Origin of the sequence: Parapedobacter flavus (assembly GCF_035818675.1) — a bacterium.
Lineage (GTDB): Bacteria > Bacteroidota > Bacteroidia > Sphingobacteriales > Sphingobacteriaceae > Parapedobacter > Parapedobacter flavus.
Genome location: NZ_JAYKZZ010000007.1, coordinates 200842 through 226946, shown reverse-complemented (window position 1 = coordinate 226946; position 26105 = coordinate 200842). Strand labels below are relative to the sequence as shown.

Below are 26105 nucleotides of genomic sequence, written 5' to 3'. Positions count from 1 at the left end.
GACAGCTCAATTACTAACCAATTTCAGCATCCATGCTGCTGGAAACATGATGTAAGACCAATATGAGCCAATTGCTCGCCGATGGTCTCTAAACGGTGTCTGTTTGTCGTAAACCGCAAACCGCCAATAATTCAGTGCGGCTTTTAGCCGCTGTATTTTTGTTAGTCCCGGCAGCGCAGCCATTTCTGCATAATACAGGCAGGCGCCCTTCGGGCTATCCCTTCGAAGTTGCACAGAAGAGTCGGTAATCCCTCCGGCCAAATACTCACAGACATAAATACCGTCTTTAAAATACCGAAGCATGTATCGGCACCCTATACGGTTGAGGGTCAGCGCATCGGCACAAAACCGTTCGTTGGCAATCTCAGGATAGGGGTACTGTGCCATAATAGACCTACGGATTACTTCGGCTCTATCTCCTTTGTAATTCAATTTAAATCGATAATCGATAGGCGACACATCCATAACCTCGTAATCTACCGCGCCTCCGATCACCCTACCGTCTTCATGCACCCGTAACCCGCAAACCCCAGCATAGCTGTCTGCCTCGGGCAATTCAAGAACGGCCTGCCATTGTTGGACAATGGCTGATAACGCATGTGGAGCGAGCGTATCATCGCTATCTACCGTAAAAAACAGCTCTCCTTTGCCTAGCTGCACCCCTTTATTAACGGCGACATGCTTACCTGCATTTTCTTGGTAATGGTAGCGGATATTGATCTCGTTGTCGGCGATAAAACGCCTCACCGCCTCACCTGTGCCGTCGGTACTCCCATCATCTACGATTACCCATTCGAAGTTATCAAAATCTTGCTCTTTCAAACTTTCATAAAGCAGACCCAGGTAACCGCACCTGTTATAAGCAGGTGTGAAAACAGTGACGTATGGGTTGGGTTTACCGCTCATTGCCAAATCAGTCAATTGGTGTTCTTATCATGGTTTTAACCAACAGAAGTCCTCTTTTATTACCCAATGCAAACTTATGTTTCAACACAATAAACAACCTTTCTAATACCGATCGACTCGAAGTGTATCGGAAATAGGCCTGAAAAAGTTCCTTTTTGGCAACATCAATCAGCTCCCGGTAGTGTGCATAGAATGCTTCATTTGCGTAATAATGGGATCGACTGATGACCGGCTTCTTTACCGCCAAAAAGGAAATCAATTTGCGAAAAGTACCTCGCGGCTGGTTGCCTGTGGCATTTTTGCTATGCTGCCTATACCAAACCAGTACCTCATCCAAATAAACAATTTGGCCAAACGTAACGGCGCCCATCGTGATGAGGTGGTCGTGCATGGCAATGGTATCCGGAAAGGGTCGCAGGATGTCCATCAATTGACGATTGAAAATCACAGCACACCCTTGAATGCCTGAATTGAAAAACAGCGTGTCGCGCAGGGTACTGGGGTGGATTACGGTCGACTTTTGTGCTATCGCCGTGTCTCCTACATATAAATAAGAATTCGTGTACAGCACCGTTGGCCCTTCATACTTGGCAATACCGGCAACCATATGGTTAACTTTTTCGGGAAGCCAAATATCATCTTGATCGCAAAACATGTAGAATTGAGCTTCTACATGCCGCATGAGGTGCAGAAAATTGGCTGCCGGCCCTAGATTGGTCACACCATCGTCCATGATTGAAATACGTGGGTCCCGGCGTTGATATTCACCCAGTATCAGCAACGTATCATCGGTCGACCCATCATCGTGCACCACCAAGCGCCAAGATGTATAGGTCTGCCCGATCAGCGAATCGAGCTGTTCGCGCAGGTACGCCCCGCCATTGAACGTAGCCATCAATATAGAAACTACCGGACTATCGTTCACAAGCTATCAATTGTTCGAAGTTGACCTTACGTAAATCGGAAACATACCGCATCATCAGTTCCCTATTCTTTTTACTTTTCCTAACCAGCAAATTTGCCGAAAAATCCTGATAACGGAGGTATTCATAGCCCATTGCCTCAAAATCACCAATGTGACTACTTTTGACAATCGGTGTAATGCCATAAAAAAGGTATTCGACCATCTTTGTGGGGCATGCTACCCGGTTAATCAACATATCGTCTCGCAGTATAAATCCGTAATGCGCCGATTGGTAATACCCGCGCAATTCGTGGGGCGAAACGGTGAGTACCTCGATGTTACTACCAAGCTGTACACCCAAATCCAACAGCCGCTTTTTCAAATCCGTCGGTTGCCCCGTCAACAACGTATACTTAATGCGATCAGATCGGTTCTCTTTGATAAGCGAAATCAACAGATCAACATTTTGCCACGATTGGAGGTTGCCACTGTAAATCACATGCACCTTGTTGTCGGGCGTTGCGCCGGCCATCGGCGGGTCGCTCTGTAAGTGGGCCGGTAATATCGGATATCGCATTGCCGGACTTTCCCATTCGGGATATTTACGGCGGAAATGAGCAGTCATCACATCCGAGACCGTCACCACGGTATCTACCCGTCGGAATATCCGTTGTTCAGCAAGACCGTATAGCCTCCCTTTCCTTGCTGCTCCCTGATAGTGGAGTTCTTCTGGAACAACGCCATGGGCATCTAGTACAACGTGCGCCTCTCGCCGGATAAAGCTAAGGAATGGTAAAAGGGGCAACACATTGATAACCGAATGAAAATAAAGGGTGTCGGCCTGTTTAATCAACCTGATAATCAGTGAAAAGTGCCGGAAAATATTGCAGCGGTACTGTATCCCACCATCAGCGAACTGTTCGGTCTCCATTTTCCAATACAACCGGTGAGAAACCGTTAAATAGCGGCGCTCCCGGGTTGCGCATAATTGATCGATTGCAATGACGCGCTGAGACATCCCCTCGTATCGCGCTTTTTCGTCCGGATAATTGGCAAGCACTAACAACATGGTCTAATGTTTTAGGTCCGCAATGATCCCCGCAATGCGGTCGGCACTTTGCCCATCCCCATATACCGACGATTTGGTGGCCATGCGCTGGTAAGCCACGTCGTCATCCAATAATGCCATGGCTTCATTGTAAATACGATCCTTGTCGGTTCCAACAAGTTTCATTGAGCCCGCACCGATAGCCTCGGGGCGCTCCGAAAAATCACGCATAACCAGTACCGGTTTTCCCAGTACAGCAGATTCCTCTTGAATGCCACCACTGTCCGAAATAATGAAATGAGCCTCCAACATGAGCCATATGAATGCAGGATAACCCAACGGGTCTATTAATTTAATATTATCGATATGAGCCAACCGCTCGTAGACAATTTTCCTGACCACCGGATTACGATGTACGGGAAATACGATCTCGGTATCGGGGTGGGCAGCTAACCGCACCAACGCATCACAGATATTGTACAACCCGGTTTCCTGGTTTTCGCGACGATGTGCCGTTACCAAAACACATTTCTTATTCCGATTAACCAATGCTTTCAAGGCGGCAATCTCATCATCTTCATAATGTTCCAGTGCCTTACTGGACCAATAAAGGGCGTCGACAACCGTATTTCCGGTTACGAAAATCGACGTGGACGGAATACCCTCACTCAGCAAGTTGGCCTTCGCTCCTTCCGTTGGCGCAAAATGATAAGTAGCAAGCTTACCCGTTAGCTGGCGATTCATTTCCTCCGGAAACGGCGCATAACGTTGATACGTTCGGAGACCGGCCTCCACATGCCCTACAGGTATTTTCGCGTAATGCGATGCCAGTGACGCCGCCATTGATGTGCTCGTATCACCATGCACCAGCACCATATCAGGCCGGAATTCATGCAGCACACTTTCCATCCGCTTAATGATGTCGGCAGTAAGCCCAAAAAGGCTTTGGTTCTGTTGCATCAGGTTAAGGTCGAATTGAGGTTTCACGTCAAAAAATCCGAGTACTTGGTCGAGCATCTCACGATGCTGGGCGGTAACGCAAACCCCAACCTCGATAGCCGTCTGATATTTAGAAAGCGCCATTATCACCGGCGCCATTTTTATCGCTTCGGGCCGGGTACCGAATACCAATAGGATCCTTTTCATGCGTAGCTCAGTCACGATTTTACAAGTATACGAAATAGTTTAAGGTAATAACGGTCGCGGTGCCAGCATGCCCTTACCAGCGCCTGCGTAGCCAGTAGAACCTTTACCGATAGCGCTGTAGCGGCACCTTTGGTTTTTCGGAAAAATTTAAGCCGACTGGACTCGAAATACTTCGCCTTTACCAGACTCATCAGCGCCCTCGTTTGGTGCGAAGCCCCTTCGAGATGGACAATCTGGACCGCCGGCAACAACATGGAGAGATATCCCGCCTTTTTCATCCGATATGCAAACTCTGTTTCTTCAAAATAAAGGAAAAAATCAGCGTCAAATCCGCCCAACTTGTCGAATAATTCCCTCCTAACAAACATATCGGCTCCCGATACATAATCAACGGCCCGTTCCTGGGAGCGCTCATTTTTAACACCTATCGAAAACTCCTCTTTAAACTTCCGCCGGAAAAACCGGTGAAGGCCAATCTCGAAAATTATCCCCATAAGCGAGGGGAAATTGCCATATGAGGCTTGTTTTTCCATCTTTTCATCTAGCAGATCACCGCCACAACAGCCCACATGGGCATTATCCGGACGGTCCATAAACGGAACAAATCTATCGGCAGCATCGCATAACAGTAGCGTATCTGAGTTGAGAAAAAACAGGTATCTTCCGTGCGCCACCTTCGCACCTTGATTATTCGCCGCTCCGAAACCTACATTTTTCGCATTGGCCACCAACGTTACACCCGGTACGCTCGCCAATTTCTCTGCCGAGTCATCCCCCGATGCATTGTCAATAACAATGACCTCATAAGATTGCGTGTTGGTATGTTCGCGAATTGACGCGATACAGTGCAGCACCAAATCCGGCGTACGGAAATTGACAATGATAAAGGATACCGTTACGTCCGCCATGTCTCCCCTATTTTCTTGATCTGCTTTTTTGGATTAAACCCACCGCCTTTTGCCAATACTGCACCACAAACAGCCGCTCTTCCAGACGCAATATAAACAGCAAAGTCAACATACTGATCAAAATGATACTGCCGTTGGCAATAAATACCATGTAGTTACCTACGCTATGCGGAATAAGCCCCGTCAGCAAGTAGCTTCCCACCGCTACCGTAACCAGGTAAATGAGGTACTTCAACGTAACCGCAAAAAGGCTGCGCCGGTGCGGATAGGGAAAATAAACAAATAATGCCGCAGCGGAAACACTGTGCGCCACGATGAAGGTGAGCGGAAATGTGTATACGCCGAATGTCTGGTAATACAAAAAATTCAACCCGATCATAATCAGCTGGGCAAGCACCCCAAAAAAAGCATAAATTTTGCCCTTATTCGTTGCTAGCAGGGCCAATCCAAATATAATATAGAAAAAATTGACCAAGGCTGACCATGCATAATAAATAGCCAGGTCACTGATTTTCAGGATGGCCTCGAACGACATTTGTTCTTTATGATACAAGATTATCCCTATCAATTCTTCGGCCGAGGTGCATAGCAATGCAATCAGCGCTGTGACAATGAGAAAGCCGAATTGGTAAATTTGCTTAAAGTCGGCCAAAAAACCCACAGGGTCGCGCTTCGCAAACCGACTGGACAATACCGGCACCAGCATGGTAAGCAATACACTGGTCAGTACATTGATGGGGATATCTACAAACTTACGCGAATAATCAAGTATCGAAACCACCCCTTCGCCCAATAGGTTTCCCAAGGACTTCTCCACAAGGAAATTGACTTGAATAAAAAAATAAGGGATAAAGAAGGGTAATGCATAAATAAAAAATGGCTTGAAATCTCCTAGCTTTATCCTTATACCTCCTGAGAAAATAGGCACTTTCCGTAAGTATACTTCATAGCCCACGAGCGAAAGCATCAACACCAAACCAATATAATAGGAGACCGCCAATGCATAGATGCCGATGTGGGGAGCCAATAGAACCATGCTGACGACATTGACCAAAGCTGCGACACAATTGGAGATTTCGGGCACAAAAAAAGAATTGTAGGCATTGAGTATACTAATACCCAGCTGGCTGAATTGATCAAACAACAAGGACGGGGTAACAACCAGCAGCATCAACACCAATGCAGCAATCTGCTCATCCCCATAAGCGGGTGCAAGCAAGCGCGCAATCGGATACGGGAATGCAAACAAACACCCAATGAGGACCAAGGTAACGATCAGCGTAACCGCCAGCAATGACCGAGCTCGCTCCAAAACACGCTTTTCGCCTTGTTCTTCCCTAAGGATGATAAATTTAGCTCTGAACGTTTCATTAATCGGGCCCCAAACCGCTAAATTGACTACCACAATGCAGTTTAGGGCAATGAGCCACATGTCGCGATCTAAAGAAACACCAAAGTATTTGGCCGCTAATGATAATCCGATTACAGAAAAAGCTAACTTGGTAAACCGGAGGATGAATAATATGATTGTTTTCCGTTTCAATTTCTATTTCGGACATCGAATGTTATGTCTTGCAAAGAAACGTTTATTTTGGTAGAATTCATCGAAATGTCTATTTTCAACGCTTGGTAGGCAATTGAAAATGTTTGTTTTGGACCACAAACTTTTCTAAGTTTGACCATGAAAGCGCGAACGTTCCACCCCAACTGGCATAACTAGCGCCACATATTGTTTAAATAACTACAAATGACGCGTTATATCAATGAGCAATACTTGAATTTGCCAACTGTTGCTAGCGACCATGCGGACCAATATGCACACGCATCGCCTTTCCCCAACATCTATTTCAAGGACTTTTTTAATCCCGATATATTAGAAAAGGTACTGGGGGAGTTTCCAGACTTGGCCCAAAAAGACGCTGTGAAATTTGACAATCCAAATGAAAAAAAACTGGGTGGAAAAGGCGAACATCCGTTTGGTGAGGAGACCAAACGATTCATGCATTTTCTCAACTCACAGCCCTTCCTCGAATTCCTGCAACAACTCACCGGCATCCGGGAACCGTTAATCGGTGATCCATATTTCGTGGGCGGCGGATTGCATGAAATCAAACGGGGCGGGTTATTGAAAATCCACGCCGATTTCAACAAGCATCCCATATTGAAGTTAGACAGGCGAATCAACGCTTTGGTATATCTCAACAAGGACTGGCAAGAAGCGTATGGTGGACATTTCGAGCTTTGGGACAAGTCGATGACCCGTTGCGAAAAGAAAATCCTCCCTGAATTTAATACATTGGCGGTTTTTTCTACCACAACGTTTTCCTACCATGGCCACCCCAATCCGCTCGACTGCCCAGAAGACCGTAGCCGAAAATCCTTGGCGCTCTATTATTATTCCAACGGTCGGCCCAAAGAAGAGGTTGACGAGGGCTTGACCCAGCACAGTACCATCTTCAAAGCGCGCGAAGGGCATGCGGGAGACGAACTTGTAAATCATGACCAGCCCCGCCCTAATCCAGTCAGGCAATTCGTCAAGGACTTGATTCCGCCAATCTTCCTGAAAATCCTGCGGAAGTGACAATGCAACCGATCAAAACCTTAGTGAAAGGTCGTTGTTGATATAATTGACTGGATTTATATTTTGGCTATGACATTAAAATCACCACCAGGCCAGGCCTACATCAACGGCAAATTCTTCGCAGGCCGCAAAAAATTCGACGTTATTAACCCCGCCACGGGCGATACCATCGCAGTCGTTCCGGATCTTACCAGGGCCGACTGCAAAAAGGCGATCGATTACGCGCACGAGGCATGGGCCGATTGGCGAAACACGGACGCAACCCAGCGCAGCCGCATGGTGCGGAAATGGTACGAGCTCATCGTGGCACATCGGGAAGTCCTGGCACGCACCATGACCATGGAGAGCGGCAAGCCGCTGCGCGAGAGCTTCGCCGAGGTAGACTACGGTTCTTCTTTCGTCGAGTGGTTTGCCGAAGAAGCCAAACGTGCCTATGGTGAAACCATACCCGCCACCAAAGCTGGCCAACGGCTCATCACCATCCGCCAGCCCGTAGGGGTTGTCGCCGCCATTACCCCATGGAACTTCCCACTCGCCATGATTACCCGGAAAGTGGCCCCCGCCTTAGCCAGCGGCTGCACCGTGGTGTTACGACCGGCTTCACAAACGCCACTGACCGCGTTGGCGTTGGCTCGTTTGGCACACGAAGCGGGCTTCCCATCCGGTGTATTTAATGTGATAACGGGCAAGGATAGCAAAGGCATGGGCGAGGAGCTCACCACCAATGCGCTCGTACGGAAGATATCGTTTACCGGGTCTACGGAAGTGGGCCGTACACTCATGGCCAATGCCGCCGGCACCATTAAAAAGGTTTCGCTCGAACTGGGTGGAAATGCACCGTTCCTCGTATTTGACGATGCGGACATCGATGCCGCTGTGAAGGGGGCAATCACGGCCAAATTCCGCAACTCGGGTCAAACGTGTGTGGCCGTTAACCGATTCTACGTGCAGGATGGCGCCTTTGATGCATTTGCCAAAAAATTAACTGCGGCCGTTAGGAAACTAAAAACCGGTAACGGTCTCGATGAGGAAGTGGATGTAGGACCGCTCATCAGCAAAGACGGACTGGAGAAAGTTAAAGCACATGTGAAAGATGCCATCGACGGCGGAGCTGAGCTCCTTACTGGTGGTAAGGTAAAGAAAGGCCTATTCTATCAGCCTACGGTGCTGGCGGATGTAGTCTCATCTTCACTGATAGCCCATGAAGAGACGTTCGGCCCGGTGTGTGCGCTGTTTCGCTTCAAGACCGAAGCAGCGGGTGTCGCCAAGGCAAACGATACCGAATTCGGCTTGGCAGCTTATTTTTACAGTCGGGATGTAAACCGATGCTGGCGGATAGCCGAGCAGCTAGAATCGGGTATGGTAGGCATCAACACGGGATTGGTTTCCAATGCGGTTGCGCCATTTGGTGGGGTCAAGCAGTCCGGCATCGGCCGCGAAGGCTCTAAGCATGGGCTGGATGAATACACGGAAATCAAATACCTCTCTTTTAATGAGTAATCCGTATTAACTACCACGCTATGCTCATGAGCTATAAAGTTTTGCTCATTAGCAATAAGGCTTTGCTCATGAGCTGAAAAGTTTTGCTCATTAGCAATAAGGCTTTGCTCATGAGCTGAAAAGTTTTGCTCATTAGCAATAAAGCTTTGCTTATGAGCGGAAAAGTTTTGCTCATTAGCAATAAGGCTTCGCTCATGAGCTGAAAAGTTTTGCTCATTAGCAATAAAGCTTTGCTTATGAGCTTTAAAGTTTTGCTCATTAGCAATAAGGCTTTGCTCATGAGCTGAATAGTTTTGCTCATTAGCAATAAGGCTTCGCTCATGAGCTCTCATGTTTTGCTCATTAGCCATAAGGCTTTGCTCATGAGCTGAATAGTTTTGCTCATTAGCAATAAAGCTTTGCTTATGAGCGGAAAAGTTTTGCTCGTTAGCAACAGCGCTCCGCTCATGAGCCAAGCCGCTGCAATCTACTACCCCCGCTCCCTGATTTTCTTATAGAGCTTCACGGCAACCATCAGCATCACACCGAACAGCAGCAAGCCCACCACCCCGTAGATCCAGTTGATGGTGCTTTTGAGCACCACCACAAAAACAATGGCAAACAGCAGCACCGTAGCCAGTTCGTTCCATAAGCGCAGCCGTGTGGAAGTCCACGTATTCACTTCGGTACGCAGGTTGAACATCACGCGCTGGCATACGAAGTGGTACCCCACCAAGCCGAGCACGAAGGTCAGCTTCACGTGCATCCACCCGGCCTGTAAAAGTGCCGGGTTAACATAGAGCATCACGAGTCCCGCCCCTACCGTGAGGTACATGGCAGGTGTGGTAATGATCCACCATAGCTTGCGCTCCATCACCACAAACTGCCGATGCAGCACCTCATATTCCGTCGCCGGCTTCTGCTTTGCCTCCGTATGGTAGATAAACAGCCGCACCATATAAAACAGCCCGGCCATCCAGCAGATAACGAAGATGATGTGTATGGCTTTCGCGTAGAGATACAGCATGGAACCAACGTAAAGGGTAAAATCTAATACCTAAACTCTTTCACCACCTCAAACGCGTATTTTACGTTATCGAATGGGATGTCGGGCATGATACCATGGCCTAAATTGAAGATAAACCCGTCCTGCCCACGCATGCGCTCAAACAAGCGTAGTATCTTTTCCTTGATGACCTTTTTATCGGCATATAAAACAAACGGATCTAGATTACCCTGCACCGCCACGCCCTGTGGTAAGCTATCTTTGACATTGCGCAAATCCGCATTCCAATCCACGGAAACTACATCGGGGCCGGCTTCTGCCATAAGCGGTGCAAACACCGAACTGCCCTTACAAAAGGAAATAACGGGAATATCCTTCCTGTCGAGCTTGGAAATAATCTGCACATTATACGCATGGGCAAATGTTTGGTAATCGCCCCACGAAAGCGCTTGGGCCCAACTGTCGAACAACTGTACCGCATTTACCCCGGCAGCGATCTGCATATTGAGGTAATCGACTGTCACGTCGGCAATTTTTTGTAAAATAAGGTGCGCCAGCTCAGGCTCGTTATTGAGCAGCAGCTTGGTGCGCTTGAAATCGCGCGACGAGCCACCTTCTACAAGATAACTCAGCACGGTAAACGGTGCGCCGGCAAACCCGATGAGCGGAATGCGCCCCTGCAAGCGCTGCTGAACAACATGGATAGCATCGCCCACATACTGTAACTTGTCCAGCACATCGGTGCGCAGCGCCTCTGCATCTGCCTGCGTGCGGACCGGGTTGGCAAAGCGGGGGCCCACGCCCTGTTCAAAGCTTAACTGCCCGCCCATAGCCTCACCCGTCACGAGGATATCTGAAAACAAAATGGCGGCATCCACCCCCAGCAAATCCACCGGCAATAGGGTTACATCGGCGGCAATTTCCGGCGTCTTGCACATCTCGAGAAATGAATACTTGTTTTTGATGGCCCAGTATTCCTTCATAAACCGGCCAGCTTGCCGCATCATCCATACGGGGGGTCGCTCGGTGGGTTGGGAGAAGGCGGCCCGGATGAGTAAATCGTTCTGTAGTCTATTTGTCACGCTTATTCCTTTGGTATTTCGTTTTCGATCTTATTGATAATTTGTGCGATGCGGGAGGTCACCTCCAATTTGCGCGCTAGTTCAACATAGGCCCGCACCCTTTCATAATCCTTTTTACGGAGATTGATGTTTGCCAAATGGACCAGAATAATAGCCTTGTCGTTCGGGCGGCGGAACGGTAGCCGCGAAGCAATCTGGAAATGCCGCTCGGCCGCGTCGTAATCTTCCGCCTTCAATGCAATATTGCCGCACATAAACTCGTAATAATTGCGCCGCCCTTTACGTAGGTACTCCGGTTTGTTGATATCTGCCAGCAACCGTCGTGCTTTCTCGTAATTTTTCTTTTGGAATGCTTGAGTGGCGATAAAGACGGTACCCTCTCGGTAATGGCTCCAAATTAAGTAGCCCATAGCGCCGGCCACCATCGCTGCCACTTGATAGGCCTCGGTGTAGAATGTCCAAGCCAGCAAAAACAATGCAAGTACCAACACAATGGCACGTGCCCGGGAGGTCATCATGATGCCTGCTGATTGTCGGTAAATTTATAACCTACCCCACGGATGGAATGAAAATATATCGGGTGTTTCTGGTCGGGTTCGAAGTACTTCCGAAAAGTGAGGATGAAATTATCGATTGTCCGCGTAGAAGGGTACACATCGTAGTTCCATACCGTTTCCAATATTTGCTCGCGCGATACCGCTTCGTTTCGGCGCTCGATAAGCAGCTTGAGCAACATGGTTTCTTTTTTGGTGAGCGACGTTACCGTCCCATCAGCCTGGTGGAGTTCAAAAGAATTAAAATATATGGTTTTGTCGCCAATCTGATAGGAATTGAGTTCTTTGAGGTCATCGCCCTTCATCCCCCGGCGCACCAAAATACCTACCCGCAAAATCAACTCTTCCAGATTAAACGGCTTCACCAGGTAATCGTCAGCCCCTTTTTTGAGTCCGGTAATACGATCCTCGCTACTGTTTTTGGCCGTAAGGAACATAATGGGCACATCGGTGTTTTGCAGCCTTATGGTTTCAGCCACCTGAAAACCATCGATCTCCGGAATCATCACATCCAATATCACTAAGTTGAATCGTTCTTCCTTGAAGATCTTCAATGCCTTTTTCCCATCGGTAGCGGTAGATACCCGGTAACCTTCCAATTCGAGATTGAGTTTGATGGCATCCAACAGGTGCTCCTCATCTTCTACCAATAGAATGCGTTGCTTAGTTTGTTGCATAATGGTTGTTAAATATAACTTCAAAAATACTACCCGACGGCGTATTATCTTTCACGCTAATCTGTGCCCGGTGCCGCTCAAGCACGGTCTTCACAATGTATAACCCCAAACCGGTGCCTTTCGTTTTTCGGGTATCTTCGCTACCCACCCGATAAAATTTATTGAAAATCAACCTTTTTTCGTTGTCTGCAATCCCAATACCATGATCGGCCACGCTGAATATTACATTGCCGCTTTCCTGCGCAAGCTTTACCGATACATGCGCACACGGGGGGGAATATTTCACTGCATTCTCGATCAGGTTGGTCACCACGTTGGTAATGGCAAATCGGTCGCCTTCGATTTCCAAGCCCGGTTGGAGGTCGGTTTTGATTACCTGCGTAGTGCAGGAGTGGATCTGCAGGCGGCCTGCCACATTCTTAACGAGATCACTCAGGTCGATATTTTCTTTGGGAAAATTGTAGCGCAGATTTTCGAGTTTTGTGGCAATCAGCACGTTGCCTACCAGATCATCCAGTCGTTCGATGTCTTTCAGTGAGTTAGACAGGAATTGGTTTCGCTGTTCGTCGCTCAGGTTCCGTTTAAGAATGGTCTCGATGGCTAACTTGATAGATGCCAGTGGCGATTTGAGCTCATGGGTTACCGCCAGCAAAAAGTTCCGCTGCTGATGTTGTATTTTATGTTCACGCACGAACGCCTTTTTCAGCCTAAGCGCCCCGACGACGAAAATCAGCATAAAGAAAATACCCTCGCCAATAATCATAACCTGCCTGTGGGGCTGGGCTTCGATAAGCAGTACACCCCACCATACCAGCTGCGCCGTGGCATAAAAAACAAGGAAATAAAACAGTACCAAAGGTTTCCGCATAGCAAACTCCCGAAAAGCAATCACAAAAGTATCGATTTACATCGGTTAGTTACAAACTGCAGGTGACATTATGACAATATTAGGAAACTCCTCGGGCGGGTCTAAATATAAACACGTGTCCCTGAAATCTCTGAACTCCAGCAGCGTACAATTCTTCTTTCGTTTGAATATCATGTTGAAATTGGAAATATTGTTAAAAGCGGCAATCATAAGAAATCTCTGCAACCGTCAATCTTGTAACAATTACTGCATTTTTTTACTTAGCAAATGATATATCGCACGACCAATGAAGTCTCCAGTTGACAAAGACTTAATTTACCAATTTAGAAAAAAGTGATTTCTTTCTTTATTATGAAAATAATGATTAAACTTGTCAGGTGATGTTATCATTAACCACCATTTATATAACCCACAGTCTCAATGTCAACTCTTAAACGCAACAATGACGAATTACTATTACGGCGATTGGTGCAAGGGGATCGGGAGGCTTACAAAGTCCTTTACCATAGTTATAGTCGTCAACTGCTTTGGCGATTAGAAATCATGCTAAAAGATTCGGATGAGGCAGATGACCTATTGCAGGAACTGTTTATCAAAGTTTGGACCCGTCGGGAACAGATTGATCCTTCACAATCATTTGAAGCCTATCTGCACCGCATTGCCCGGCACATGGTCGTAGATCACTACAGGCGGAAATACCGTACCGCTGCTGCCCACAAGCAGCTACAGCTTGAACAAAGCGAAGTTGATGATGTAACGACGGAGTACCTAGACGAAAAAGGAACCCGGCAAATGATTGACGAAGCCATCGAGTTACTCTCCCCGCAGTGCAAGCTGGTTTTTCAATTATGTAAGTTGGAGGGTAAATCACACAAAGAGGCAGCCGCAATCCTAAACATCAGTCCGCATACCGTAAACAACCACCTCGTGAAGGGTATGCAGGTGATTAAAGAGTATTTACGGAACGTGCATCTCCCGTTGTTGTTATTGTTGGCGATGACTATCTTTTAATTTTTTTACTTCGCACTAGTTAACTTTCCGTTTCCAAGCGTAATGTGAGAAAAGGGGAGATACATTTGGATCGTCTTGACTACATAAAACTACTCTACAACCAGTATTTGAACAATACCATCTCGGACGACGACCAGGAGAAGCTTATGGTTTTTCTGGAATCGTGCAGCGACCGGGAACTTCATGAAATTGTCGATAGTTTTCTGGGTAGCACGCCACATCATGAACCGGATTGGGCGCTATTTGACCAACGGGCAAAAAGGGTGTTTGCCCGAATCGAACACGTGATAGATTCGGGAGAACAGCAGCAAATCACCTTTGACGAAAATGTTAAACGGAGGTCTTGGATGACGTTTGTCCGCACGGCAGCCGCTGTATTTCTATTCGGCCTCACGGCATATTATTATTTCTCTACCAGAGAGCATGAGGCGATGGATGCGGTCGCTATGACTGACATTCCTCCCGGTTACAACCAAGCCAAGCTTGTGTTGGCGGATGGAACACAAATCGATTTGGATAGCTCAAAAGCGGGGATTATTTTTAACGAAAAGGCCATCAATTACGACGATGGATCAATCGTAGAATTCGCGGACGGCGCTTCTGATGCGCCATTATCACCAAGTGACACCTATACCTTAACAACGCCGCCGGGGGGGCAGTATCAAATTGTTCTGTCCGACGGAACGAAAGTTTGGCTTAATGCAGCCACTACCTTGAAATATCCTAGCAAATTCGGGGTGCATAGTCGCGAAGTGGAAGTTGAAGGGGAAGCTTATTTTGACGTCACGGAAAGCGAAGGCGAAAGAAAATGGCCTTTCATTGTTAAATCACACGGCCAGCGTATCATCGTGTTAGGCACTTCGTTTAACGTCAATGCGTATGCTGAAGATATGCGGGTCAAAACAACGTTGGTGGAGGGCGTTGTTAAGATTCAAAGCGATATCAGCTCGCGGCGGCGCGATCGCCAGGTGACGGAATTGGTGCTAAAGCCGGGGGAACAAAGCGTGTTATCGTATGATTCCGCATCATTATATAAGAAAACGGCTAATCTTTCGGCCGAAATTGCCTGGAGAGAAGGAAGATTCAATTTTGAGAACAAGTCGTTCCGGCAGGTCATGACCGAATTGGGCCGGTGGTATGACATCGACATCGTTTATGAAGGAACGATTCCGCAGGTGGAATTTTTCGGAGACGCGGTGCGGAATGCTAACCTGTCTACGATTTTAAGACTGTTGGAATCGACCAAAGTAGCCTACCGAATCGACGGGAAACGGTTGATCATCGCTGATAAAACGAAGACCTGAAATCATAAAACTAAAACCAACTAACAATGATAACTAAATTAGAAAAGGAGCGCTTACCATGAAAACATAACCTAAAAAAACAGGAAAGGATTCGGCCCCTTTCCTGCATGAGTCTCGGATACATTAAATATTATCCATTTTGCGTAAATAAATTATATCACTTATCCAAAACCAAGCAAACTTAAACAAATTTGCTGTTCCCAGCAAATACCTGTCTTTTCCTATACACTGGAAAAACACCTAAGTTTTTTGGTTGAGTAGACGGAAAATAAATGAATAGACTTAATACCATTTTATCGGTTATGAAAATAACTGCGTTTTTATGGTTGTTCGGATTTCTGCAGCTTAGCGCGAACACGTACTCACAAACCATCTCTCTTTCGGGGTCAAACCTCACCATGAGAGAAGTGGTCGATGCCATCCGGAAGCAGACCGAATATGGCGTTACAGGAGATAGAGCCATAATGTCGGAGCGGATATCGGTAAATATACATGCGGAGGACATGCCTTTACGGGACTTTCTTGACGTCGTATTGAAGGATCGATCCGTAGGCTACACTGTAGAAAACAAAACCATATTTCTCACCAAAATCGACAAACGGATTCGTCCTTCGCGCCAAACGCGTCGACCGTTAGAAGATTACCGAACGCAAGAGAAGATAGTCGCCGGGGGCGTAACGGACAGCTTAGGGAATCCACTGGTCGGGGTGACTGTCGCGATAAAATCGAACCCCTCGCATGTTACCACCACCGACCAAAACGGACGGTATACACTAAACGTGCCGCTTGATGCTGTACTGGTTTTTTCCATGGTCGGCTTTGATACCCAAGAAATCAATTCAACGGGAAAGGAAGTTGTGGACGTCGTGCTCAGCGAGCTATCAACTCAATTAGACGACGTGGTGGTTACGGCATTTGGTGGTTCGTCAAAACGGACGGATATGGTAGGGTCCGTGACATCGATTCGACCGGACGAGCTTAAGGTCCCCTCGAGCAACTTAACGACAGCGCTTGCCGGAAGGGCTGCCGGCATAATCGCCTATCAGCGAAGCGGTGAGCCAGGACAGGACAACGCCGATTTTTTTGTCCGCGGTGTCACTACTTTCGGCTACAAGACGTCACCCTTAATTCTCATTGATGGAATTGAACTCACCGCAACAGACTTAGCTAGGCTTCAGCCGGATGACATCTCAAGCTTCTCCATCATGAAAGACGCTACCTCAACGGCTGTGTATGGTGCCCGTGGCGCCAACGGTGTCATACTGGTAACCACCAAAGGCGGAGCAGTTGGCCCCGCCAAACTTGCCATACGCTTAGAGAACTCGATTTCAGCACCAACCCAAAACGTTGAGCTGGCGGACCCCATCACGTATATGGAAATGGGAAACGAAGCGGTCCGGACCCGGGATCCGCTGGGCGCCATACGGTATTCTGATGAAAAGATTGCAAAGACGAGGGCCGGTGCCAACCCGTATATTTATCCAGCAAATGACTGGCGCGCCCTCTTATTTAAGGAATATACCACCAACCAACGGGTTAACCTGAACATCAGCGGTGGAGGAGGGGTCGCCCGGTATTTCGTATCGGGGTCATTTAACAATGACAATGGCATCCTAAAAGTTGACCGCCGTAATAATTTTAACAACAATATCAGCCTCAAAAGCTACATGCTTAGAAGCAACGTAACCATCGATCTTACCAAGACTTCTGAATTGACGGTACGGTTGAGTGGGAATTTCGACGATTATAACGGACCGATTGACGGTGGGACAACCATGTTCAATAAAGTGATGCGGTCCAATCCCGTACTATTCCCGGCTTATTATCCTGCCGATGACAACCATCAGTATGTGAATCATATCATGTTCGGCAATTACGATCAGGGCACGTTTACCAATCCATACGCTGACATGGTAAAAGGATATAAAGAATATTCCAGGTCGCTTATGCAAGCTCAATTTGAAGTGAAACAGAACCTGCGGTTTATAACGGACGGACTTTCGTTCCGCACCATGCTCAACACGAACCGAACGGCATTCTTTGATGTCAATCGATTTTACAACCCGTTCTTTTATACCCTGAGTGGATATGACCAGCTATCCGATGCGTATCGCATCAAAAATGTCAACCCGGAACAAGCAACCGAATATTTAGGTTATAGTGAAGGTCCGAAGCTGATCAGTTCTTCCTTTTACCTGGAGTCAATGCTGAATTATGATCGGACGCTTAACGACAAACACGGCCTGAGCGGGTTGTTGGTGTATATCATGCGGCAGGAGCTGAACGCAAACGCCGGAGACCTGCAATTGTCACTTCCTTTCCGGAACCTAGGGTTGTCTGGCAGGGCCACATATAACTACGGCAGGCGTTACTATTTCGAGTTCAATTTCGGCTACAATGGATCCGAGCGCTTCTATAAAACCAACCGTTTCGGTTTCTTTCCTTCAGCAGGAATAGCGTGGAGTATATCCAATGAGAAGTTTTTTGAACCGATTAAGGAGATCGTTTCTAACTTAAGACTAAGAGCAACTTATGGCATGATAGGAAATGATGCCATTGGAGCACCGCGGGACCGCTTCTTCTACTTATCAAACGTAAATATGAACGATGGAAGTCGGGGAGCTGTTTTTGGCAATGGCATCGGGACGCCCTATCGCTTAAGCGGCGTCTCCATTTCCCGGTATGCTAACAATGACATCACCTGGGAAACCGCCGTTAAAAGAAATCTTGCCCTCGAACTTGGGCTATTTAACAAGCTAGACATCCAGATGGAGTACTTCTGGGAGGACCGCCGGAATATTCTGATGGATCGGTCGACCATCCCTCCCGAACTGGGTTTTGCTGCGCCTATCCGAGCGAATGTAGGCGAGGCGTCGGGTAAGGGCATTGATGCGTCACTCGATTACCAACATGCGTTTTACAACGGGTTATGGCTTTCAGCGAGAGGAAATTTCACCTATGCATCGAGCAAATACAAAGTGTTCGACGAAGCGGAGTATGATGAATGGTATCGCAGCCGCATTGGTCATTCGATCTATCAAACATACGGGTACATCGCGGAGCGCTTGTTTGTTGACGATACGGAAGCTATTAACTCTCCGCAGCAATTCGGGGAGTATGGGGGCGGAGACATCAAATACTTGGATGTGAACGCCGACGGACGTATTTCCGAGGCCGATATGGTGCCCATCGGGAATCCCATCCTGCCGGAGATTGTCTATGGTTTCGGCTTCTCGTTAGGATACAAAGGGATGGATATATCCGCATTTTTCCAAGGGTTGTCAAATTCCGCTTTCTGGATCGACGCCGGTGCCACATCGCCCTTTCAAAATGAAACCCAGGTGTTGAAGGCCTATGCGGATAGCTATTGGTCGGAAGACCGCAGGGATGTGCACGCGTTGTGGCCAAGATTGAGCCCAACGATTAATCAAAACAATGTACAACCGAACACCTGGTTTATGCGAGATGGTAGCTTTTTACGGTTGAAACAGGTTGAATTCGGGTACAGTTTGCCGGCTCATATTCTTTCGCGAATCAGCACTAATAATTTGCGTGTGTACCTAAACGCTACCAACTTGATCTCCTTCAGTAAATTTAAGTTGTGGGACGTTGAGATGGGAGGCAACGGCTTAGGCTATCCTCTCCAACGTGTTTTTAACATAGGTATCAATATGACCTTCAATTAATTTTCTCCGTATCATGCATTACTTACTACGCAAAACATTTAACATGTATAAGCTCATCTACGTCATCATATTTGCTTCTACGCTGACATTCATGTCATGCAGCAAATACCTCGACGTTATACCGGATAACATAGCGACGATTGAAAATGCATTTACCTTACGCACACAGGCTGAAAAATTTCTTTTCACCTGCTACTCCTACCTTCCTCGCGATGGCGATATAAACTTGGATATCGCGATGACAGGGGGCGATGAACTGTGGATTCATCCCAACATCGGGAATTACTATTTCAATGTGGCGAGAGGTTTTCAGAATGTCGTAAATCCGTATGGCAATGGCCATTGGGGTCAGCTGTATCAGGGGATAAGAAACTGTAATATTTTTATCGAAAATATTGATCAAGTTCCAGACCTGAACGAAACAGACAAACGCCGCTGGAAAGCCGAAGTTACGTTTTTGAAAGCCTACTATCATTTTTATCTGATGCGGCTGTACGGGCCGATTGTCACTGTACACGAAAACGTCGCCATCGATGCAACCGATGTTAAATTCATGCGGCAGCATGTCGATACTACCTTTAATTATATCGTTCAACTACTTGATGAATCGGCCCCTTATCTACCCGATATCATCAATGATCCAGCCGCCGAAATGGGGCGTATTACCCGTCCCGTCTGTTTGTCATTGAAGGCGAAAGTACTCGTAACTGCCGCGAGTCCATTGTTCAACGGCAATACAGATTATGCAAACTTTAAAAACATCGATGGAAGTGATCTGTTCGACCCAACTTACTCTGCAGATAAATGGACAGCTGCCGCCGATGCATGTAAAGAAGCCATTGATTTATGCCATTCTGTGGGGATAAAACTTTATGAATTCGAGCAATCCTTTCAGCAATACAATCTCTCCGATACGATAAATACGCAGATGAGCATTAGAAATGCGGTATGTGAACGATGGAACAGTGAAATTATCTGGGGAAACACACAAACAGACACAGATAACCTTCAACGATTAGCCACCACCTGGCTTGATCCATTGACACTAGACAACCCTAGAATGACAGGCTTGTTCTCGCCAACGCTTAAAATTGCCGAGATGTTTTACTCGGCCAATGGCGTGCCGATCGCGGAAGACAAAACGTGGGCCTATGATAATCGGTATAATTTGCGAACCAGTGAGGAGAAAGATAAATTGTATATCAAACAAAACTATACAACCGCGGCGCTACATTTTGACAGGGAGCCGAGGTTCTATGCCAATTTAGGTTTCGATGGTGGTATCTGGTATGGTCAGGGTAAATATGATGACGATAAGGTCTCCGAGTTGTTGCATATCGAAGCGAAGTTCAAACAACGAAACGGCACGATAAGAGATAATGTAGGGACCGTTACCGGTTACTTTATCAAAAAGGTCATACACTATCAAAACGTCATTAGCCTCACCAGCTATTCGGTAAATTCTTACCCATGGCCTATTATACGTTTAGCTGATTTGTATCTGATGTATGCAGAGGCGTTGAATGAGGTTTCTGGCCCAGGAGATGAAGTCTATCATTATGTCGACCAGATCCGCAGTCGTGCGGGGCTTAATTCGGTGGAGGATTCGTGGAGCAATTTTTCCACCAATCCCATTAAGTTCACAACCCAGAACGGGATGCGCGAGATCATCCAGCGCGAACGATTAATAGAATTATCCTTTGAAGGACAACGGTTCTGGGACCTGCGGCGGTGGAAAATAGCGCCAGACGTACTGAATACGGCAATCAAATCTTGGAATCTATCGCAGGAAAGTGTTTCCGCGTATTATATACCCCGCGTGGTCTTTAACCAGTCGTTCGGCACGAAAGACTATTTCCTGCCACTTAGTGAACGTATGTTAACGGTAAACAGGAATTTGGTTCAAAATTTAGGATGGCAATGAAATCCCGTCAATATTCCACTTCGAAAAGCTGGGTTAGGACGCACATAATCTTAAAATCATTCAGATGAAACATATCTTAATTTACGCAACTATATTGAATATCCTTCTTTTTTTCAGTTGCTCGAAAGAAGAACGGCCAGACTATACCGACGCTAAAGCACCCGCCCCGGCCCAGATCAGTGACGTGCTTGTTAAAGCCACGCCGGGCGGAGCGCTCGTCACTTACCAAATACCCAAAGACCCCAATTTATCCTTTGTCAAAGCAGTTTATGAAACACAACAGGGTGTGGTCCATGAAACAACAGCGTCGCGCTTTACAGACACACTGAAATTGGATGGTTTTGGGGATACCGATGATCACGAAGTGAATATATTTAGTGTGGGCAAAAATGGAAAATCTTCCAACCCGATTACCATTACTGTTCGCCCCCTCACTCCCCCCGTTGTCAGTGTTTTCCAAAACCTCGAGCTCAGTGCCACATTTGGCGGCATTAATGTGAGCTTTATAAATGAATCCGAAGCCAACCTAGCGCTGGTCGTCATCGCTGACACCACAGGAAAAAACACCTGGGCAGAGATAAATACCTTCTATACCGGAGCGAACGAGGGAAAGTTTTCGATTAGAGGCTATGACCCAGACGAAATGAACTTCGCGGTGTATGTACGGGATCGCTGGCAAAACAAGTCAGACACATTAGTCAAGGCGCTAACGCCGTTATTTGAAGAACCGATACCCACTGATAAGTTTGCGGAAGTCCGTTTACCAACTGATACGTGGCAGCCTGCAGAACCGATTTATCCGATTAGTAATCTGTGGGACACGGATATTGACTGGTATGGACTTTTCTCCTCGTCAAATAATTCTACCCTACCGCAATGGTTTACCATTGACTTGGGACGAAATGTTGTTATTAGCCGGTTCAAGGCGCATCAGGTATCCAACTTATTCTTGTATAGTGGTTCAGCAGTGAAGACGTTCGAACTGTGGGGGTCAAATAATCCCGACCCGGATGGCGGGTGGAACAACTGGACAAAGTTGGGCGACTTTAAATCGTTTAAACCGTCCGGCCTACCCCTTGGGCAGACCAACGACGACGACAAAAATTATGGGCATTTCAATGGCGAAGATTTTGAGCTGGAAAACTCTACGCTCCCATTCCGCTATATCCGCTTTAAAACACTTGAAACGTACGGCTCATCAGGCCAGGTGGTCATCTCTGAACTCTCCTTTTGGGGGCAGGTTATCGATTAATTCACTTATTAAATGAATGTATGAAACGATCATGATTTTGCGGCGCGCACCGCGGGATGAATAAAACAAGCCTGCGAGTTCTTGAATCGAGAAAATAAGTGCTTGTGAAAATCTGATCGCTTCATCACCGTTAAAGAACAAATATGAAAATCAATGGTATAAAGGTATTGGCAATTATAATTGCGTCAATAATAATGATTAGTTGCCAGAAGAATGACAGCACGTTTAAGCAGTTCCTTGTTCCCGGAGGGATTACATACGTGGGCAAAATCAATAATCCGGTAATCCAGAGTGGACATCATCGGGTCATGATATCCATACCCCGCGTTGCGGATCCCAACGTAATCGAGGCACGTATATTTTGGGATAATTTTGCTGATTCTATCCATGTAGACCTCACCGACCCTGTGGACACCACACGGATTATCATCGATCATTTAGCTGATAAAAGCTATTCGTTCATTATTAAAACATATGATGAGCAAGGCAATTCGTCAGTTCCGGTAGAATTAATTGCAAGATCGTTTGGAATCAGTTATCAAGAAAGCCTTCTGCCTCAAATCAGAAATTATTCGGAAGTAGTTTCCAATGATGATTTAATGATAAATTGGGGTACTGCGGACATACAAAATGGCGCCTTTGCGACAGAGATTAAATATACGGATGCGTTTAACGCCACCAAGACTATTCGGATTGCGACGGATGAGGCGATAACCTATATCACCGATTTGAAAAAGGGCAGCAACTACGAATATAGGACCTTATTTCTGCCGGATTCAGCAGCAATTGATACATTTTATACTGAGTTTTCACTGGTTACCGATATATCTCGTGAAGTAGACAAGACCGATTGGACAATCATGGCCAGCTCCTATGAACCCACTGCAGAACTTGTCCGCGGCGGTGGGCCGTCAACGTTCCTGATAGATGATGATATTAACACGTTTTGGCACACCCAATATACCGGCGGGGCACAACCCGACTATCCACACTGGTTTGTTGTTGACATGCAAAAAGCCCTTACGCTCACTAGAGTCGAGCTTACCGGCCGCCAAAACAATACCGAAGGGTTGCGCGATTTTCGGATTGAGGGAAGTATAGATGGCGTATCGTGGTCAAGCTATGGATCATATAGCTTAGAGCAGAAAAACGAAGCCCAGTCATTCCTCGTGAGCGGCCTCCCCGAGGTGAGACATATCCGGATTGTCGGCACCAAGGGACTGTATTTTTTCGCCACATTGGCCGAGTTTTCAGTATTTGGATACGAATAACCATGATTACCTGAACATTTTAACTAGATTTAAACGATCATTTTATGAATAGGAAAGAAAATCCATCAAATTTTTCACGCCGCGGTTTCATTCAGGCAAGCTCGCTGTTGATGTCCGGCGTATTTCTCAACTTTTCGGTGCCATTCCGAGCGCGAGCCACGCATGTTCAAGATGGTACGGCCCTCCGTCTCTGGCATTTTCCGAGTACTTTGCACGCTTTTATATGGCGTAACTGGACGCTCGTGCCGCTAGAACGCCTTGCCGCAGTGGTGAAAGCAAGTCCGGAAGCGATCCGCAAACTCGGCGAGCAAATGGGGCTGCGCAACCCCCACCCCATCTCCGAAGATCAGCTCAAACGCAGCTACCTCACGATTATCCGGTGCAACTGGCATATCCTGCCTAGAACACAACTGCTGGAATTACTGGGCTGGACGGAAGAGCAACTCACATTCACTTTGCAAGAGGACGATTTTTTCTACATCAAACTCGGTAGCCATAAACCCATATGTGAACCTGTTTATTATAATGAACACGTTACGCAAGACGTGCAGCATGCTTCAGCACGGTTGAACACCGCCATTGAGAGAGAATTTCCGGAAGGAATGCCTGTTCAAAATCAACCCTTATTTTCTTTTGTAAACGAGCTTTCGGAACCCAGTAAAAACGCGCAGCCCATAGACCAGGGCCGAAACCAATTCAGCCCTCGGTTTGGTTACGCGTATTATGCGTTATTCGGAGATCCGCTCCTTAATCCTGAAATAAATTCGTATCCGGATGGCTATCTTCAGAAAATGGCTGACTCCGGTATGGACAGTACATGGATGCATATCGTATTATCCACACTCGCCCCATTCCCATGGGCGCCAGAGATCAGTGTGAATTACGAAAAGCGACTGGGAAACTTAGCGAAGTTGGTTGAAAGAGCCGAAAAATTTGGTATTGGAATTTACTTATATCTGAATGAACCCCGGAATATGCCATTGAGCTTTTTTGAGAAGTATCCGGATTTGAAAGGGATTACAAATGGGGGCCATGCGTCACTATGTACAAGCCATCCCGATGTGCAGCGGTACATCAGCGATTCTATTGCGCTCATTACGAAGACCGTGCCGGGTATAGCTGGATTTTTCTCAATATCCGCCTCTGAAAACCCGACTAATTGCTGGTCCCATTACCGAGGGGGTGAATGTCCACGCTGTAGCAAACGTAAGCCCGCCGAGGTCATCGCTGAATTAAACAACCTTTATCATCAAGGCATCGATAAGGGCATATCCGAATATCGGCGTGACCCAAAAAGCCGGATGGTGGAAAAGCCTCACTTAATTACGTGGGATTGGGGGTGGCTCAACGATTGGGCGGAAGATCTGATTCCGAAGCTCAACAAAGAAATACGTTTTATGAGCGTCAGCGAGTGGGATATGGAGATCGAGCGGGGTGGCATTAGAAGCGGCATTGGCGAGTATTCGCTGTCGGTCATCGGACCGGGCCCGCGGGCAACACGGCACTGGAAAATCGCAAAAGAAAGCGGGTTAAAAACGATTGCCAAAATTCAGGCAAACAACTCCTGGGAAATTGCTGCGATACCTTACATCCCTGTACTTGAAAATGTAGCCACACATGCAGCGAATCTACGGGATCTCGACGTCGATGGCGTTATGTTGGGATGGAGCTTAGGCGGGTTCCCGTCGCCGAACCTCGAAGTGGTTTCCGTTATCGGCCGCGACCCACAATTGTCCCCCTTGGCCGCCATGCAATTGGTAGCTAACCGGCGATATGGAGCCGCCAGCCCTGCGGTCGTGCGTGCATGGCAAAAATTCAGTGCCGCATTTCGCGAGTTTCCATTCGGCCCCGGGTTGTATTTCGCACCTTTTCAGGTGGGGCCCGCAAATCTTTTATGGAGAGATAAGACGCATTACGCCGCCACCATGGTGGGCATCCCTTATGATGACATCGCCAAATGGGCCGGGAACTACCCCATGGATGTTTTCATAAGCCAATTGCTGAAAATCGCCGATGGTTTTGACAAGACCCTAGCGGAGTTGAATATGGAACTGAACTCGATTAAAGTCAGGCAAAAACACAGGCCTGCCCTGCAACGGGAACTGCGTGTGGCCGAGACCGTGGCAATTCATTACAGAAGCGTCGCCAATCAGGCGACATTCGTAACGTTGAGGGATAAGCTAAACGCCGATAGTGAGGCGACTCGTCAACAGACCATTGTTGCGACAGAAGAAATCCTGAACAGCGAAATCCAGTTGGCCAAGCGGATGCTGGCATTGCAAAGAAAAGACTCGACGTTAGGCTTTGAAGCGTCTAATCATTATTTTTATATACCTGCGGATCTGGCAGAGAAGGTGCTAAACTGCCGATATCTGTTAGATGAGTGGTTAGCTGGTATCAAAAAAGGGTAATCGTTTAAACACTTTTTTCTGTAATCTTTCCCTAAATGGGCTTATGTATATGTCCAAGTGGGGATATCTGTTTCATTTTATAAACCA

The 26105-nt window shown here is 47.1% G+C and carries 21 protein-coding genes; 9 read left to right on the top strand and 12 right to left on the bottom strand.

The window, feature by feature from the left end:
- Window positions 1-6: 6 nt before the first annotated feature.
- The 6 genes from U9S71_RS07860 to U9S71_RS07835 are packed head-to-tail and all read right to left on the bottom strand — an operon-like array spanning window position 7 to window position 6455.
- Window positions 7-906, bottom strand: coding sequence for a glycosyltransferase family 2 protein (locus U9S71_RS07860; RefSeq protein WP_326326537.1), 900 nt, complete (start codon window positions 904-906; stop codon window positions 7-9).
- A gap of 7 nt (window positions 907-913) precedes the next feature.
- Window positions 914-1831: a glycosyltransferase family 2 protein gene (locus U9S71_RS07855; RefSeq protein ID WP_326326535.1), complete on the bottom strand. Its 918-nt coding sequence runs from the start codon at window positions 1829-1831 to the stop codon at window positions 914-916.
- Window positions 1821-2879: a glycosyltransferase gene (locus tag U9S71_RS07850; protein ID WP_326326533.1), complete on the bottom strand. Its 1059-nt coding sequence runs from the start codon at window positions 2877-2879 to the stop codon at window positions 1821-1823. Before U9S71_RS07850 ends, U9S71_RS07855 begins: the two co-directional genes overlap by 11 nt.
- 3 nt (window positions 2880-2882) lie before the next feature.
- Complete coding sequence (gene wecB, locus U9S71_RS07845; RefSeq protein ID WP_326326532.1) at window positions 2883-4004, bottom strand: non-hydrolyzing UDP-N-acetylglucosamine 2-epimerase; 1122 nt, start codon at window positions 4002-4004, stop codon at window positions 2883-2885.
- Window positions 4005-4015: 11 nt separating this feature from the next.
- Window positions 4016-4912, bottom strand: coding sequence for a glycosyltransferase family 2 protein (locus tag U9S71_RS07840; protein WP_326326530.1), 897 nt, complete (start codon window positions 4910-4912; stop codon window positions 4016-4018).
- Between the two features lie 7 nt (window positions 4913-4919).
- Window positions 4920-6455, bottom strand: coding sequence for a lipid II flippase MurJ (locus U9S71_RS07835; protein WP_326326528.1), 1536 nt, complete (start codon window positions 6453-6455; stop codon window positions 4920-4922).
- Window positions 6456-6659: 204 nt separating this feature from the next.
- On the opposite strand from U9S71_RS07835, the gene U9S71_RS07830 reads away from it, so the two are divergent.
- Both U9S71_RS07830 and U9S71_RS07825 read left to right on the top strand, forming a co-directional pair.
- Complete coding sequence (locus U9S71_RS07830) at window positions 6660-7493, top strand: 2OG-Fe(II) oxygenase (protein ID WP_326326526.1); 834 nt, start codon at window positions 6660-6662, stop codon at window positions 7491-7493.
- A gap of 69 nt (window positions 7494-7562) precedes the next feature.
- Window positions 7563-8993 (top strand): NAD-dependent succinate-semialdehyde dehydrogenase, encoded by a 1431-nt coding sequence (locus U9S71_RS07825; protein ID WP_326326524.1) that lies wholly within the window; start codon window positions 7563-7565, stop codon window positions 8991-8993.
- Window positions 8994-9024: 31 nt separating this feature from the next.
- Here U9S71_RS07825 and U9S71_RS07820 read toward each other — a convergent pair whose 3' ends face one another.
- The 6 genes from U9S71_RS07820 to U9S71_RS07795 form a co-directional block, all read right to left on the bottom strand.
- Window positions 9025-9315: a hypothetical protein gene (locus tag U9S71_RS07820; protein ID WP_326326523.1), complete on the bottom strand. Its 291-nt coding sequence runs from the start codon at window positions 9313-9315 to the stop codon at window positions 9025-9027.
- 147 nt (window positions 9316-9462) lie between these two features.
- Entirely contained in the window at window positions 9463-9999 is a 537-nt protein-coding gene (gene hemJ / locus U9S71_RS07815) for a protoporphyrinogen oxidase HemJ (RefSeq protein ID WP_326326522.1), read from the bottom strand.
- Between the two features lie 23 nt (window positions 10000-10022).
- On the bottom strand, window positions 10023-11060 hold the full coding sequence (gene hemE / locus U9S71_RS07810; protein WP_326326521.1) for a uroporphyrinogen decarboxylase: 1038 nt from the start codon (window positions 11058-11060) through the stop codon (window positions 10023-10025).
- Between the two features lie 2 nt (window positions 11061-11062).
- Window positions 11063-11578 carry a hypothetical protein gene (locus tag U9S71_RS07805; protein WP_326326520.1) on the bottom strand — a complete coding sequence of 172 codons (516 nt, stop codon included), beginning with the start codon at window positions 11576-11578 and terminating at the stop codon, window positions 11063-11065.
- Window positions 11575-12291 (bottom strand): response regulator transcription factor, encoded by a 717-nt coding sequence (locus U9S71_RS07800; protein WP_326326519.1) that lies wholly within the window; start codon window positions 12289-12291, stop codon window positions 11575-11577. The genes U9S71_RS07805 and U9S71_RS07800 overlap by 4 nt, the downstream gene beginning before the upstream one ends.
- Complete coding sequence (locus U9S71_RS07795; RefSeq protein WP_326326517.1) at window positions 12278-13159, bottom strand: sensor histidine kinase; 882 nt, start codon at window positions 13157-13159, stop codon at window positions 12278-12280. Before U9S71_RS07795 ends, U9S71_RS07800 begins: the two co-directional genes overlap by 14 nt.
- Window positions 13160-13579: 420 nt before the next feature.
- On the opposite strand from U9S71_RS07795, the gene U9S71_RS07790 reads away from it, so the two are divergent.
- The 7 genes from U9S71_RS07790 (at window position 13580) to U9S71_RS07760 (ending at window position 26018) form a co-directional block, all read left to right on the top strand.
- Window positions 13580-14170, top strand: coding sequence for an RNA polymerase sigma factor (locus U9S71_RS07790; RefSeq protein ID WP_326326516.1), 591 nt, complete (start codon window positions 13580-13582; stop codon window positions 14168-14170).
- Window positions 14171-14277: 107 nt separating this feature from the next.
- Window positions 14278-15474, top strand: a complete 1197-nt coding sequence (locus tag U9S71_RS07785) for a FecR family protein (protein WP_326326514.1) — start codon at window positions 14278-14280, stop codon at window positions 15472-15474.
- Window positions 15475-15746: 272 nt separating this feature from the next.
- Window positions 15747-19160: a SusC/RagA family TonB-linked outer membrane protein gene (locus tag U9S71_RS07780; RefSeq protein WP_326326512.1), complete on the top strand. Its 3414-nt coding sequence runs from the start codon at window positions 15747-15749 to the stop codon at window positions 19158-19160.
- Window positions 19161-19203: 43 nt separating this feature from the next.
- The gene (locus tag U9S71_RS07775) at window positions 19204-21084 is read left to right on the top strand and encodes a RagB/SusD family nutrient uptake outer membrane protein (RefSeq protein WP_326326510.1); all 1881 of its coding nucleotides are present in this window, start codon (window positions 19204-19206) and stop codon (window positions 21082-21084) included.
- A 64-nt stretch (window positions 21085-21148) separates the two neighbouring features.
- The gene (locus tag U9S71_RS07770) at window positions 21149-22336 is read left to right on the top strand and encodes a DUF5000 domain-containing lipoprotein (protein WP_326326508.1); all 1188 of its coding nucleotides are present in this window, start codon (window positions 21149-21151) and stop codon (window positions 22334-22336) included.
- A gap of 194 nt (window positions 22337-22530) precedes the next feature.
- On the top strand, window positions 22531-23607 hold the full coding sequence (locus U9S71_RS07765) for a DUF4998 domain-containing protein (RefSeq protein WP_326326506.1): 1077 nt from the start codon (window positions 22531-22533) through the stop codon (window positions 23605-23607).
- A gap of 44 nt (window positions 23608-23651) precedes the next feature.
- Window positions 23652-26018, top strand: a complete 2367-nt coding sequence (locus tag U9S71_RS07760; protein ID WP_326326504.1) for a hypothetical protein — start codon at window positions 23652-23654, stop codon at window positions 26016-26018.
- The last annotated feature ends 87 nt before the right edge of the window (window positions 26019-26105 follow it).

Excerpts from the sequence above, each read along its gene's own strand:
- U9S71_RS07775 (WP_326326510.1), top strand. The coding sequence starts at position 19,204 with ATGTATAAGCTCATCTACGTCATCATATTTGCTTCTACGCTGACATTC.
- U9S71_RS07860 (WP_326326537.1), bottom strand. The coding sequence starts at position 906 with ATGAGCGGTAAACCCAACCCATACGTCACTGTTTTCACACCTGCTTAT.
- U9S71_RS07790 (WP_326326516.1), top strand. The coding sequence starts at position 13,580 with ATGTCAACTCTTAAACGCAACAATGACGAATTACTATTACGGCGATTG.
- U9S71_RS07800 (WP_326326519.1), bottom strand. The coding sequence starts at position 12,291 with ATGCAACAAACTAAGCAACGCATTCTATTGGTAGAAGATGAGGAGCAC.
- U9S71_RS07765 (WP_326326506.1), top strand. The coding sequence starts at position 22,531 with ATGATTAGTTGCCAGAAGAATGACAGCACGTTTAAGCAGTTCCTTGTT.
- wecB (WP_326326532.1), bottom strand. The coding sequence starts at position 4,004 with ATGAAAAGGATCCTATTGGTATTCGGTACCCGGCCCGAAGCGATAAAA.
- U9S71_RS07850 (WP_326326533.1), bottom strand. The coding sequence starts at position 2,879 with ATGTTGTTAGTGCTTGCCAATTATCCGGACGAAAAAGCGCGATACGAG.
- U9S71_RS07830 (WP_326326526.1), top strand. The coding sequence starts at position 6,660 with ATGACGCGTTATATCAATGAGCAATACTTGAATTTGCCAACTGTTGCT.
- hemJ (WP_326326522.1), bottom strand. The coding sequence starts at position 9,999 with ATGCTGTATCTCTACGCGAAAGCCATACACATCATCTTCGTTATCTGC.
- U9S71_RS07805 (WP_326326520.1), bottom strand. The coding sequence starts at position 11,578 with ATGATGACCTCCCGGGCACGTGCCATTGTGTTGGTACTTGCATTGTTT.
- U9S71_RS07795 (WP_326326517.1), bottom strand. The coding sequence starts at position 13,159 with ATGCGGAAACCTTTGGTACTGTTTTATTTCCTTGTTTTTTATGCCACG.
- U9S71_RS07780 (WP_326326512.1), top strand. The coding sequence starts at position 15,747 with ATGAATAGACTTAATACCATTTTATCGGTTATGAAAATAACTGCGTTT.
- U9S71_RS07760 (WP_326326504.1), top strand. The coding sequence starts at position 23,652 with ATGAATAGGAAAGAAAATCCATCAAATTTTTCACGCCGCGGTTTCATT.
- U9S71_RS07770 (WP_326326508.1), top strand. The coding sequence starts at position 21,149 with ATGAAACATATCTTAATTTACGCAACTATATTGAATATCCTTCTTTTT.
- U9S71_RS07820 (WP_326326523.1), bottom strand. The coding sequence starts at position 9,315 with ATGAGCGAAGCCTTATTGCTAATGAGCAAAACTATTCAGCTCATGAGC.
- U9S71_RS07840 (WP_326326530.1), bottom strand. The coding sequence starts at position 4,912 with ATGGCGGACGTAACGGTATCCTTTATCATTGTCAATTTCCGTACGCCG.
- U9S71_RS07825 (WP_326326524.1), top strand. The coding sequence starts at position 7,563 with ATGACATTAAAATCACCACCAGGCCAGGCCTACATCAACGGCAAATTC.